This is a genomic window from bacterium (genome assembly GCA_027622355.1).
In the GTDB taxonomy this organism is placed as follows: Bacteria; UBA8248; UBA8248; order UBA8248; family UBA8248; genus JAQBZT01.
The window spans coordinates 1-12,913 of the sequence record JAQBZT010000049.1; the positions used below are offsets into that span (position 1 = coordinate 1).

The window sequence follows — 12,913 nt, forward strand, 5'->3', positions numbered from 1 at the left end:
GGAGAGGGCGTTTTTGCCGTCGATCTGCGGGCCCGCCGCATCTGATCCGCCCTGAACCCGTTGCGCCCCCCCGAAGGACGGGATGTCCTCGCGCCCGAGCGTCCTCTTCTCCTTCTTTCAGCGTTACGGAAGCGGCTCGCCGCTTAGATTCTCGGCGCGTTCGATATCGATGAGGACGGCCAGACCCTTCTTCTCCGGGTCGCTGTCGCGCTCGGCCTGCTGCATCGTCTCCCAGACCCGTTCGTACTCGGGGCCCGAGGTGAAAAGCCGCGCCGTGCCGTAGAAGCGCGCGATACCCCCTTTGGGCAGCACCCCGCTCGCCCGCAGTTCGCGGTCGCGGAAGAAGACGGTGAGTTTCGTGCCGTCCTTCACCGCATCGTGCGTGGAGCCGCGGCCGCGGTCCCAGTAGGCGAGCGTCTCATCGTCGTAGACGAGGATGCTGCCCTTGGGCGTGATCTGCGCGTAGCCGTTGGAAAGAACGGTGCCGAGAGTGCACACGTTGTTGGGAAAGGCCATGTTGATGGGCTCGTGAAGCGCCTTGGGTATCTTCGCCATGTGGATGTTTCTCCTCGGATTTCGGGTGGATGATGGTTAAGAGCATTTTTTTTGGCCAGAGCCCGCCGGCAACCGGAAGATTTCGGCTGCCGCGAGCACTTCCCGATCCGAGGCGCCGCCCGCGATGAGCACGCTGTCGTCCTGCAGCCGGGTGGCCGTGTGGAACCTTCGCTCGTAGCGCATGGCTCCCGAGAGCGGCTGAAAGCAGTTCCCCTCCGCATAAAAGATTTCGCCGCTGGTGAGCGTCTGGCCGTTTCCCCACCCGCCGAGGAGAAGAACCCGCCCGCCCGGAAGTTGCGTGGCCGTGTGCTGCTGCCGGGGAGTGTGGAGCCGGTTCGCAAGGGTGCGGAAGGTGCCGCGATCCGGGTCAAAAATTTCGGCGCTGGCCAGCGTCCCGTCGGGGCCGAGGCCGCCGGCGAGGAGTACCGCTCCGCCGGGGAGCCGGGTGGCCGTGTGCCTTCGCCGCGGACTCTCCAGCTTTCCGGGGACAAGATGGGTTCTGCCCGTCGCCGGGTCGAACACTTCGGCATAATGCGCGCCCTCGCCCCTTGCGCCGCCGACGAGAAGGACGCGCCCGTCTTTCAGCAGCGTGGCGGTGTGCTGCTGGCGGGCGATGAAAAGGGGGCGCTGCACCGCTTCGAAAACGCCCGTATTCGGATCGAATAGCTCCATGCTTTTCAGGGTACGCTGGCTGTCCGTTCCCCCGGCGATGAGAACCCTTCCATCCGCAAGCAGGGTGGCGGTGTGATCGTAGCGCGCCTCCTTCATCGGGGTCTTTCCCGAGAATTCTCCGCTGGCTCCGAAGAGAAGGGCGCCGCTGAGAGGGGTGGTGGTGTTTCTCCATCCGCCGGTGAGAAGGACGCGGCCATCCTTCAGTTTCGTGGCCTGGTGCCATCCCCGGGGCGAGAGGGCAGGCGGCGCCTGCTGCCGGAATTTTCCCTGGCGGAAATCGTAGATCTCCAGGCTGGGCAGCGGGTCGGTTTTTGTGAAGCCGGCGAGGAGCAGGACGCTCCCGTCTTTCAGGAGGGTGGCGGTGTGCCCGTGCCGGGGCGTATTGAGGCTGGAGACAAGGGTGAATTCCCCATCTTCCGTGCAGCCGGCCAGCAGCAGGAAAGCGGCGATCCCGCCGAGACATTTTGCGATGGCGCGCTGGCGTTGTGTTCTCAATATGCCCTCGATACAGGAAGCGCTTGGGCGCCGGTTCAGGTGGCGTAAATGATTCAATCCGCGAGCGTTTTCATGCCCAAATTTGTCTCACATATTTCAAAATCGGGAAATCTCCCCGGCGTGCCCATTTTCCCGATTTTCGCTGGTTGACAAGTCTTTTCCGTCCTCCTTAAGGTATGAATATCTCCACTGGATATTTGTTATCAAATTGGGAAAGGCCAGCTTAGAGAGGCCAACGCGGGAGGAAACTTTATGTTTAGACGTTTGGGTGTGGCTGTGTTGGGACTTCTGGTGGCTGTGTCCTTTGCGGCGACGGAAGCGCCCGCCGCCGGGAAAAAATACAGCATCGGTACCTCTCCTCCGGGATTTACCGCGATTCTTGTTGGCGGCGCTTTTGCATCGTTCGTGAACAAGGAGGTGGACGGCATTTCCATCAATGTTCCCTCGTCCAAGGGCTTTGTGGCGAACCTGCGCGGCATGGAAGCGGGCCAGTATGATTTCATGCTGAACGCGGCCGGCCTGGTGTCCCAGGCGGTGGACAGCATCAAGCCCTTCAAGCGCAAGCACAAGAGCATACGGGGTCTTCTGCCATTTGTTGACGTTCCGTATCACTTTGTGGTGACCGCCAATTCAGGCATCAAGTCGGTGCAGGACCTCAAGGGCAAGCGCGTCAACCTCGGTCCGAGAGGAGGCATCACGAATCTGAGCGTGACGATCCTCCTGAAGATCGCGGGTATTTGGGACGATGTGAAGAAAGAGTACATGGACGTGGCCGATGCGGCCACGGCGATGGGCGATAACCGCATTGACGCCTTTTTCCAGCCCTCTCCGATTCCCTCCGGCAATGTCATCAAGCTGGCGAACGCGACGGGCGGCATTCATCTCCTCCCGATCAGTGGGAAATTCGGCGAGGCAGGCATGAAGAAGCTGCCCGGCCGGGTGCCCATGAAGGTTCCCGCCGGAACCTACAAGGGCCAAACGGCAACGGTTGAGACCATCGGCCATCTGGCGATCTTCGCCGTGCGCAATACCGTTCCGACCGATGATGTCTACCGCATCATGAAAGCCGTGATGTCCGAGAAGGGCAAAAAGACGCTGCCGCGCGCCCACAAGGCTCTCCGCCACCTTTACCGCCTGGCGCCGGGCTGGACTTTTTTCCGCGCATCCAAGATCAAGATGCACCCCGGCGCCATCCGCTACTGGGATGAAGCCGGCCAGAAAGTGCCTGCCGATCTCCGCTAGTCTCACCTCCCGGGAGGCCTTGCGGCCTTCCGGGAGGATATCGTTTTTCGCTCGGGAAGAAAGGGTTTCTGGTGGCCGGAAAATTCATCAGAAGGATGGGCAAGATACTCGGCACTGGAGCGACGAGGCAGCGTGAGCTGACCGGCTTTACGAAGCGTTTCGTTCGTGTCGTTGCCTTCATCTTTGCGGCGATCTTTATCTACAGCGCGATGAACGGGGCGGGAGTTTACTTCGGCCCGAGAAACATCACGCCTTTCACGATGCGTTTTCCCTTCATGCCGTTCTTCAACGACCACTTTTTGCTTCCGCTCTACTTGCTGTTCACGAGCGTTTTGATATTCGTTCTCTATCCGGCGTCGAAGAAAAGCTCTCCGATGGATCGCCCCTCGGCGATCGACTGGCTGCTCTGCATTCTGGCGCTGGCGGTCTTCGTTGAGTATGTCATGTTTTACGAGATGCGCGGCGAGAATGAAGGACTTCCGGCCGTTTGGAACGACACGCTCTTCGGCGGCATCGCCACCGTGATGGCGCTGGAGATCTGCCGCCGGGTGCTCGGGAACATTCTTCCCGCCATGGCCCTTCTTTTTATGCTCTACGACTGGCTCGGCCCCTACATGCCGGGCGATATTCTCTCCCACAAGGGACAACCCTGGACCGAGGTCCTTTATATGTCTTACGGAGCCTCGGGCATGTTCGGCATCGTCACCCGCGTTTTCGCGAACGTGGTCTTTCTCTTTGTCGTATTCGGCTCGTTTCTGCAGCGGACCCGCGTGGGCGATGTCTTTATCGATCTCGCCTTTGCGGTGGTGGGCCGATCGCGGGGCGGGGCGGCCAAGGCGGCGGTGGTATCGAGCTGTCTGGTGGGCTCGGTCGTGGGAAGCGGGGCCGCCAATATCGCCATTACCGGGACCTTCACCATCCCGTTGATGAAAAAAGGCGGCTATTCGCCCGAATACGCCGGCGCCATCGAGGCCGTGGCCAGCATCGGCGGCCACTTGATGCCGCCCGTCATGGGGGCCAGCGTGTTTCTCATGGCGGCGCTGACGGAAATTCCTTATTCGGAAATCATCATCATCTCCTTTGTTCCGGCGGTTCTTTACTACGTTTCGGTGTTCGCCTCCGCGCATCTGCGGGCCTGCAAGAAAGGGATTGGGAGAATGGCGGAGGGAGACATCAAGCCGGTACCCGATATTTTGCGGAAAGACGGGCTTCTTCTGCTCCCGCTGGTGGTTTTGGTCATCCTTCTCCTGTACCAGTTCAGCCCGTTCTACGCGGCCTTCTGGTCGCTATCGAGCGCAGTGGTCTGCTACACGATCCGGCGCAAGGAATGGTTCATTTTCGGGATGGAAGCAGCGGTTTTTGCCCTGGGTTTTGTCTATAGCCCCGGCATTCTTTACTACGTCGCCGCCGCCGCACTGATCGGCTACTTCCGGAAAGAGACGCGGGCCTTCATCCAGGAAATTTTCGACACCTTCATCGGGGGCTCCATGAATTCGCTGGTCATCGGCGCAACAGCCGGGGTGATGGGCGTGGTGCTGGGCGCGATATCGCACACCGGCCTTGGGCTGAAGTTCCCCGAAGTGATACTGGCCTACTCGTACGATACTCTGTGGATTGCCCTCATTTTGACCGCCTTGGCGAGCTACGTCCTCGGGATGGGGATGACCATCGGGGCGAGCTACATTCTCATCGTGATCCTGGCCGGCCCGGCCCTTCAGGAATTCGGCCTGACCATGATCACCGCGCATCTCATTGTCTATTGGCTGAGCCAGGACGCGGCGCTGACGCCGCCCTTCGCTCTGGGCGCATTCATCGCGGCGGGAATTGCGAAGGGTGATCCCATGATGACGGGTTTCCACTCCCTCAAGATAGCCAAGCCGCTTTATCTTGTTCCCCTGATGATGGCCTATTCTCCGGCGGTGCTCATGCAGGGGGGCACGCCGTTTATCGACTCCGTTGTGATGTGGATCTCGCTGGCGATCGCCTTTATCGTCAGTGCGGCAGCCCTCGAGGGATATTTCATCCGGAATCTCACCCTTCTTGACCGGGCGATTCTGCTTGTGGCGACGGTATTGCTGATGTGGCCGGTGGAGATTGCCCATCCGGGCCCCTTCTGGACGAAGGCGGCTGGTCTGGGCTTGATGGGCTTCTCTCTCTACATGCAGTCGCTTCGCCCCGCAGATTTTGCGGAAAACGTAGCGGCGGCGCGGGCGTCGGCCACGGTCGCCACATCCTCCGCCTAGCCCGGGCGGATCTTTCGGCACAAAGACAAGAAGAGATGAACCTTTGGGGGGGGATGTGCGCCTGGGGCTCAGGAAGCGGGCGGCTCCTCCAGCGCCTCGGCGAGATATTCGGCCAGATGGCGGGCCCGGCGGCCCGTTCCGTGCGCGATCTGCTGTCGGCAGGAGACGCCGTTCGCCACGATGCGGGTTTGCGCCTCCGCCCCCCGGACGGCCGGGAAGAGGGTCAGCTCGCCGATGGACATTGAGATGTCGTAGTGCTCTTTTTCGAAGCCGAATGAGCCGGCCATGCCGCAGCAGCCAGAATGAATTTCCTCGACCTCTGCGCCCGGGATCAGCCGGAGGGCTTCGAGTAAGGGGCGGGTCCCGACGAGGGATTTCTGGTGGCAATGCCCGTGGACGAGCATCTTTCCGGGCCGCTCCCGGAATGAAAGCCGGAACCGGCCGGCCTCTTTTTCACGCAGCAAAAACTCCTCGAGCAGAAAAGCGCTTTCGGCCAGCTTCCGGCTCGCCTCCCCCGGCACGAGATCGGGGTATTCATCCCGGAAGGTGAGCAGGCAGCTGGGTTCGACGCCGACGATGGGAACGCCCTGCGCGAGGTGCTCCGAGAGGCTTTGGAGGTTCGCCTCGGCCTGGGCCTTTCCTTCCCGGAGAAGTCCGCCCGAAATCAGCGTGCGCCCACAGCAGCCGATCTTGGCGAGGATGACCTCGTAGCCCGCCGCCTCGAGCACCTGGACCGCCGCCTGGCCGATCTCCGGGAAGTTGTAGTTCGTGAATGTGTCGTTCAGGAAAAGCACTTTCCCGTTTCCTCCGGCGTGGATCGGGCGGCCCTCGAACCATTCCTGAAAAGTAGTGGCGACGAGGGCGGGGAGCGTGCGCCGCCGGTCGATGCCGAGGAAGCGGTCCATCAGCCATTTGAAGGGAGCCGAGGCAGCTACCGCGTTGGTGAGCCGGGCGAAGGGGGCGCTCAGCCGGTTGAGGGCAGGGAGGCTCCCGAGGAGCCGCACGCGCAGGGGAGTGCCGCCCCGGTCCCACTGCGCCTGGAGGACCTCTCCCTTGATCTTGGCCATGTCCACGCTGGAGGGGCACTCCGCCTTGCAGCCCTTGCACCCGAGACACAGATCGAGCACCTGGTAGAGCCGCTTGCTGGCGAGGTCCTCGCCGGGGATTCCCTGGGCGATTACCTCGCGCAGGGCGTTCGCCCGGCCGCGGGTGGAGTGCTCCTCCTCGCGGGTCACTTGGTAGGAGGGGCACATCGTTCCGTCGCGCTTGCGGCAGGCGCCCACCCCGTTGCACATCTCAATGGCGCGCAGAAAGCCGCCGTCGGCCGAAAAATCCTGTACCGTCTCAATGGGCAGGGGCTTGTACTCGGACTCCCGGAAACGCAGGTTTTCCGTAAAGGAGGGGCCGTCCACGATTTTGCCGGGATTCATCAGCCCCTCCGGGTCGAAGGCGTGTTTCACCTGACGGAACGCGTCGTAGAGCTGTGGCCCGAAGAATTTGGGTATCCACTGGCTCCGGGCGAGTCCGTCGCCGTGCTCACCGCTCATCGCGCCCCCGAACTCGAGAACGAGATCGGCAACCTCCTGGGCAATCGCCGCCATCCTCTTGATGTCGGCGGCGTCCTTGAGATTGATGATTGGCCGGATGTGAAGGAGTCCGACGCTCACGTGCCCGTAGTAGGAGGCGACGGCGCCGTGGCTTTGGAGAATGGCGTGAATCCGATGGTAGTAACGCTCCAGTTTTTCCGGCGCGACGGCGCAGTCCTCGATGAAGGCGAGGGATTTGCCGTCTCCTTTTTTGCCGAGGAGAAAGCCGAGCCCCGCCTTGCGGACGTTGTTGACGACGGCCTGATCGGCCGGGTCGATCATCTTGACCTGGGCGTAGCCTACGCCCTCGCGCTCGAGCTCCTCTGAAAGTTTCTCGACCTTCTCTCTGGCCTCTTCTCCGGTTTCGCCGAAGAATTCGATGAAAAGAGAGGCATCGGGCCGGCCCCGGATAAATGTTTTCATCCCTCTGCGCGCTTCGATGTTGTTTTCGGCCAGATCGAGGATGAGCCTGTCCATGAGTTCGAGCGAGGAGACGCCGTGGGCCAGAATCCGGCCCGCGGAGGCGAAGGCTGCTTCGATCCGCTCGAAGTGGACCACGAGCATGGCCTGGGCCCGGGGCCGGGGGATGATGTTGACTTTGGTCTCGGTGACGACCCCGAGCGTTCCCTCGGCGCCGACGAGCACCTTGGCGAGGTTGAAGTCCCCCGGCCGGGCCAGTTCGTCGAGGTTGTAGCCGCTGACGCGGCGCATGATCTTCGGGTAGCGGCGCGCGATCTCATCGCGGTTCGCGTCCACGAGGCGGTGGAGACCCCGGTAGATGTCTCCCGTCCGTCCCGCTTCGGCCAGTCTCCGCTGCAGGGCGTCCCCGTCGAGCGGCCCGAAGGAAAAAGATTCGCCATCGGATAGATAGCCGCTCGCCTCGATGACGTGATCTACCATCTTCCCGTAGACAATAGACCGTGAGCCGGAGGAGTTATTCCCCAGCATTCCACCGATGGTGGCGCGGCTGCTGGTCGAAGTGTTGGGGCCGAAACAAAAGCCGTGCGGCTTGAAATAGTCGTTCAGGTGGTCCTGCACGAGGCCGGGCTCGACGCGGACCCAGCCGGCGTCGAGGTCATAATCCAGCACACGAGTCATGTATTTGGAAAAATCGAGGACGATCGCCTTCCCGACGGCCTGACCGGCAAGGCTGGTTCCGCCGCCGCGCGGCAGGATAGGGGCGCGGTGGTCGGCCGCCACCTCGATTGCCCGGCGCACATCTTCTTCTGATCGCGGGATGACGACACCGATGGGCTCGATCTGGTAGGAGCTTGCGTCGGTGCTGTAGAGGCGCCGGCTGTAGGGGTCGAAGCGCACCTCGCCCTCTACGGTGCGCCGCAGGTCGGATTCGAGTTTTTCCCATTTGCTCACAAGGGGTCTCCTGTATCCGGGCCCGCCATATTAGGTGAGGGGGGAAGTTGGGACAAGGGCGCGAGAGGGCGTAAGATGAGTCGGCGCGGGTTGATTCGCCGGTGAAATTTATGGATGCTCGCCCCAGGCGAAATCGGTTCTTGTTTCGGGTCCGGGAGGATATAGACGGTGGATTTTCAATCCCTTGCGGCTCGCTCGCTCGCGGGCGCCATGCCGACGCGCGATGAGGCGGCAGCGGTTCTCGACTCTTCGGACGCTGAATTGCTGGCGGTGCTGGACGCCGCCTACCGCATCCGGCGCCGCTATTTCGGGAACAAGGTGCAGATTCATATGCTGACCAACGCCAAGAGCGGCCTTTGCCCGGAGGACTGCGCATACTGCTCGCAATCGGCCGTCTCGGAGGCGGCCATCGATCAGTACAGCCTCATGGATGCGGACAGCCTGTTCGAGGAGGCGGGAAGGGCCGCGGCCTCCGGTGCGCGCCGCCACTGCATCGTGATCAGCGGGAGGGGGCCTTCCTGGCCCGAGATCGAGCGGATTTCCTCGGCGGTCCGCCGGATAAAAGAGCACTACGCGTTGTCCATCTGCTGCTCCCTCGGGCTTTTGGACGAGGGAAAGGCCCGCGCCCTCCGCGCGGCAGGGGTGAACCGCCTCAACCACAACCTGAATACGAGCGAGGGATTTTATTCCGAGATTTGCTCCACCCATACCTATGCGGATCGTATCGAAACCCTTTCGGCGGGAAGAAAAGCCGGCCTCGAGCTGTGCTCCGGGGTGATATTCGGGCAGGGGGAAAGCCGCGAGGATGTGTTCGAGGTGTGCGAGGCGGTCCGGTCGCTGGGGCCCGAATCCATCCCGGTGAATTTCCTTCATGCCATTCCCGGCACTCCGCTGGAAAATGCGGAAGCCCTCACCCCCCGAAGCTGTCTCCGGCTTCTCTCCCTCATGCGTTTTTACAATCCTACCTCGGAGATCCGCATCGCCGGCGGACGCGAAGTGAACCTGCGGCATCTTCAGCCATTGTCTCTTTATCCGGCCAACTCCCTTTTCGTTTCCGGCTATCTCACGACGCCGGGCCAGGCGGTGGAGGAAGCGCAGCGGATGATCGCGGATCTGGGCTTTGAGCTGGACATGACGGGGGAGAGCGACCCTGATCTTTCCGGACCGGTTTTCCCGGCTGTGCGAGATTCCGCCCGCCGGGCGTAGATATTTCCTGTTGGCACCCCCTGTTTTTTCCTGTGTGCGCCCCTGACTCCTTCATTTCAAGTGAACCCGGAATTTCCCGGTGATTTTTGACAGCGATCTTTTATTGTTTCCCCTTCCGTTTTCGGAACAGCGCTTGATACATCCCTTGAGGCACATATTGGCTGAAATCAGGGGTCTTTGGCTGTTGTCCCATCCGCGCGCGACAGCTTCCGTGAGATCCCATGTTTTGCAGGGAATTTCAGCTTCAGAGCGAAAGGTAGTTGAATGTCCTGGTTGTAACTTTTTAAAATCCAAAACATAATAAATTTTGTTTGGTGGCGAACTTTCCTGTTTGAAACGAGAGAAATACAACAGAGAGCGATGTCGGACGGGCGCAGGGATGGGTTTGTATGTATTTGAAAGATAGATGGAATCAGGGAATGTCGGCCGCCGTCATCTTGTTTTTGGCGGCTGCTTTTTCTCTTCGGAATTCCGGTTGGGCCGGAAACGTCGAGTTGCATGCCCACATGCAAATCGTGGCGACGATTCTGGCCGCCATGGTGGGAGTGCTGGCGCTCGTCCGGCACTACTCCCAGAAGAACAATACGATCTTGCTTCTGGGGATGGCTTTTCTCGGGGCGGCTTTCCTCGATGGCTACTACTTGGTTGTGGCCTCCTGGACTTTTTCCGCCTACTTTCCATCCACCCTCGATACCTTGATCTCGTGGAGCTGGCTGGCCTCCCGCTTTTATCTCTCCTTGTTGTTGTTCCTCAGCTGGGCGGTGTGGAAGCGTGGCCAGAGGAGGGGCGATTCGCGTTTGATCCCGGAGAAAAAGATTTATCTGGCGACGGGCGTGCTGGCGGTGGGTGTTTTTTTGCTTTTCGCTTTTGTCCCCTTGCCGCCGGCCATGTATTCCGGACTGTTTTTTACCCGCCCCGGAGAGCTCATCCCCGGTGCGCTCTTTCTCGCCGCAGCGATCGGGTATTTCCGGAAAGAAAGCTGGAAGACCGATCCGCTGGAATTTTGCATTTTAATCACGGCACTCATCGGTTTTGTCGCCCAATCTTTTTTCATGGCGTTTTCCGTTCGGCCTTTCGACGCCATGTTCGATGTGGCGCACCTGTTGAAAATCGCGGGATATCTTGTTGTCCTGATCGGCCTGATGGTGGACATGTTCCGCTATTACCGCCGGGTGGAATCTTCCGCCGGGGAAATCGCCCATGCCAAGCGGCAAGTCGAAGCCCTCGCCCTCGCCGCCGAGGCAATCTCCCGCCACCTGGATCTCGACGCCTTTCTCGAAGCGGTTTCGGCGGAATCGAAAAAGTTTTTTTCTCCTGATCGCATTGGAATCCTTGCATTCAATTCCGAAAAAGAAGAATGGAACTGGTATTATACCTGGGGTCTTTCCAGAAGCTACCAGGAGCAGGTCTTGAAACATTTTCCATCGACTCCCGGGAAAATCGCCGAGGAGCGCCAAGAGCTTGTTTTTGTCGAAGATGCCCTGAAGAGTCCGTTGACCGTCGCCATTCACGGGCTGTTGGAGTGGGAAGGGATTGCCTCGGCGGCAATCCTTCCGCTCCGGCGAGAGGGAAAGGTACAAGGCATTTTGGTTTTCTATTACAACTCGCCCCGGATTTTCTTGGAAGAAAAGAAAGTTCTCTGCCGTGCTTAGCGGGAAGATTCCGAAGCGATCTCTTCTACCGTGTTCGCGTTGCCCGCATCGAGCTGCCTTCCCTCGAAAAGCGCCGGGAGGACGTCCCGCTCCTGGTCCGGTCGTTTCTCCGTCAACACGTTTCGGCCATCGGCAAGGATATCAGCGGCGTCAGCGTGGAAGCGATGGGGGCGCTCACCGCACACCGCTGGCTCGGCAACGTGCGGGAGTTGCAGAACGCCATCGAATTCGCCGTCATCCGCTGCCAGGGCTCCGAGATCGGCCTTGGCGATCTGCCCCCGGAGATCCTTCAGTCGGATGTCAGGCCTTCGGCGGGCGAGCCCGCCAGCTTGATGGGCGAGCGGGATCAAATCATGGAGGCGCTCGACAAGGCCGGTGGAAACCGCTCGCGCGCGGCCCAGATTCTGGGCGTGAGCCGGGCCACCTTCTACCGCCACATGTCGCGGCTGGGCATTCCCTCCCGGAACGGGTCTTAGGCGTTTTCCGGAAAAATGTGAAGGAAAATTGGCGGGAATGCGTGGGAGTCGAACCCACCTGCGAAGTGGTTAGCCCCGCACACTGGATTTGAAGTCCAGGCGGCACACCGGCACCGATGCACTCCCGCCGGGGAGGATACAATGCCCCCTCGCCGCGAGCAAAGCGGCTCGCCGTTTCCCTGACCCTCCTGCGGCTTGCCCCGCCCGTGCGAAACGATTAAAAAGAGGAAAACCCCTCAACAGGAGGCGCGAGATGGCGGCACGGGTCGGAATGGTGGGTCTGGGCCTCATGGGCCAGGCGTTCACCTCGAATCTTCGCAAGGCGGATTTTGCGATTCAGGGCTTCGACGTGGACGGCGCCCGCATGGATCAGCTCCGGGAGCAGGGCGGCACCCCGGTCGATTCTCCTGCCGCCGCCGCCAAGGGGGTGAAGTGGCTGCTCACCTCGCTGCCGAACAGCGACATCGTCCGCGAGGCGGTCTTCGGCCCAAGCGGCATCGCCGAAGGCGCCGCGGAGGGACTCTATCTCACCGACACCACCACCTCGCGCCCGGAGGATTCCGAATCCATCGCGGTGGAACTGGCCGCGCGCGGCATCCGGTTTCTCGACTCCTCCGTCAGCGGCACGAGCACCATGGCCCGGGAGAAGGACCTCATCGTCATCGCGGGCGGCAGCGCGGAGGATTTCGAGGCGTGCCGCCCGTTTTTCGACGGCTTCGCCCGCGGGGCCTACCACATGGGGCCCGTCGGTTCGGGCGCGCGGACCAAGCTCATCATCAACCTCGTTCTGGCCGGAAACCGCCTTGCCCTCGGCGAGGGATTGGTGCTCGGTGAAAAGGCCGGGATTGATGCCGAAAAGCTGCTCGAAGTCCTCCAGGACGGGGCCTGCTCCTCCAAGACGATGATCGACAAGGGCCCGAAGATGATCCACGCGGACTACTCGAAAGAGGGCCAGATCAAGACCTCCCTCAAGGACTCCCGCCTCATGCTCGATCAGGGGCGCCGGCTCGGCTCCCCGATGCTCATGGTGAGCATATGGTCGCAGATCGTCCAGGCGGCCTACGAGAAGGGCTACTCCGAGAAGGACACCGTGTTCTTCTACGAGATCCTCCGGGAGATGGCCGGCCTTCCCCTCCGCGAGGGAACGGACTAGCCGCGAATCCCCGGCAGGCGGCTTCCCGGGCGAAGCCCCGGGGGTGGGCGGGGGTGCAAAAACCCCTTCTCCCTCCGGGGGAAGGCTGGGATGAGGGAAGCTTCTTCCTCTCCCCCCACTCTCAAAAATCCCGCAGTATCCCTCAGCATCCCGCAATCGCTCCCGCTCTCAAAAATCCCGCAGTGAGTCAGTTTGCTTGTTTTTCTTGTCATTCCGGGCGCCGAAGTCGGGCCCCCCGGTGGGGGGCCTCCCGGTGGGGGGC

9 protein-coding genes and 1 tRNA gene are annotated in these 12,913 nt (G+C 61.2%); 6 read left to right on the top strand and 4 right to left on the bottom strand.

The genetic code is table 11. The features are described from left to right. Positions 1-123: 123 nt before the first annotated feature. A complete protein-coding gene (locus tag O2807_04620; protein MDA0999789.1) occupies positions 124-555 on the bottom strand; it encodes a pyridoxamine 5'-phosphate oxidase family protein in 432 nt (143 codons plus the stop codon). A gap of 36 nt (positions 556-591) precedes the next feature. Continuing rightward, positions 592-1,722 carry a kelch repeat-containing protein gene (locus O2807_04625; GenBank protein MDA0999790.1) on the bottom strand — a complete coding sequence of 377 codons (1,131 nt, stop codon included), beginning with the start codon at positions 1,720-1,722 and terminating at the stop codon, positions 592-594. 252 nt (positions 1,723-1,974) lie between these two features. On the opposite strand from O2807_04625, the gene O2807_04630 reads away from it, so the two are divergent. Both O2807_04630 and O2807_04635 read left to right on the top strand, forming a co-directional pair. Further along, a complete protein-coding gene (locus tag O2807_04630; GenBank protein ID MDA0999791.1) occupies positions 1,975-2,964 on the top strand; it encodes a TAXI family TRAP transporter solute-binding subunit in 990 nt (329 codons plus the stop codon). A gap of 71 nt (positions 2,965-3,035) precedes the next feature. Then, positions 3,036-5,207: a TRAP transporter fused permease subunit gene (locus O2807_04635; GenBank protein MDA0999792.1), complete on the top strand. Its 2,172-nt coding sequence runs from the start codon at positions 3,036-3,038 to the stop codon at positions 5,205-5,207. Positions 5,208-5,275: 68 nt separating this feature from the next. Here the strand turns inward: O2807_04635 and O2807_04640 are convergent, their stop codons facing one another. Beyond that, a complete protein-coding gene (locus O2807_04640) occupies positions 5,276-8,164 on the bottom strand; it encodes an FAD-binding protein (GenBank protein ID MDA0999793.1) in 2,889 nt (962 codons plus the stop codon). Between the two features lie 168 nt (positions 8,165-8,332). On the opposite strand from O2807_04640, the gene bioB reads away from it, so the two are divergent. From bioB to O2807_04655, 3 genes are all read left to right on the top strand, one after another. Beyond that, complete coding sequence (gene bioB, locus O2807_04645) at positions 8,333-9,370, top strand: biotin synthase BioB (protein MDA0999794.1); 1,038 nt, start codon at positions 8,333-8,335, stop codon at positions 9,368-9,370. Between the two features lie 389 nt (positions 9,371-9,759). Continuing rightward, positions 9,760-11,022, top strand: a complete 1,263-nt coding sequence (locus O2807_04650) for a GAF domain-containing protein (GenBank protein MDA0999795.1) — start codon at positions 9,760-9,762, stop codon at positions 11,020-11,022. 164 nt (positions 11,023-11,186) lie between these two features. Next, complete coding sequence (locus tag O2807_04655) at positions 11,187-11,498, top strand: hypothetical protein (GenBank protein MDA0999796.1); 312 nt, start codon at positions 11,187-11,189, stop codon at positions 11,496-11,498. 29 nt (positions 11,499-11,527) lie between these two features. On the opposite strand, the gene O2807_04660 is transcribed toward O2807_04655, so the two are convergent. Further along, positions 11,528-11,624, bottom strand: a tRNA-Sec gene (locus tag O2807_04660). Between the two features lie 127 nt (positions 11,625-11,751). Between O2807_04660 and O2807_04665 the strand changes: the two genes are divergently transcribed. After that, complete coding sequence (locus tag O2807_04665) at positions 11,752-12,651, top strand: NAD(P)-dependent oxidoreductase (protein MDA0999797.1); 900 nt, start codon at positions 11,752-11,754, stop codon at positions 12,649-12,651. Positions 12,652-12,913: the final 262 nt, after the last annotated feature.

Coding starts and splice junctions, on each gene's coding strand:
- O2807_04620 (MDA0999789.1), bottom strand. CDS start 555: ATGGCGAAGATACCCAAGGCGCTTCACGAGCCCATCAACATGGCCTTT.
- O2807_04630 (MDA0999791.1), top strand. CDS start 1,975: ATGTTTAGACGTTTGGGTGTGGCTGTGTTGGGACTTCTGGTGGCTGTG.
- O2807_04650 (MDA0999795.1), top strand. CDS start 9,760: ATGTATTTGAAAGATAGATGGAATCAGGGAATGTCGGCCGCCGTCATC.
- O2807_04655 (MDA0999796.1), top strand. CDS start 11,187: ATGGGGGCGCTCACCGCACACCGCTGGCTCGGCAACGTGCGGGAGTTG.
- O2807_04665 (MDA0999797.1), top strand. CDS start 11,752: ATGGCGGCACGGGTCGGAATGGTGGGTCTGGGCCTCATGGGCCAGGCG.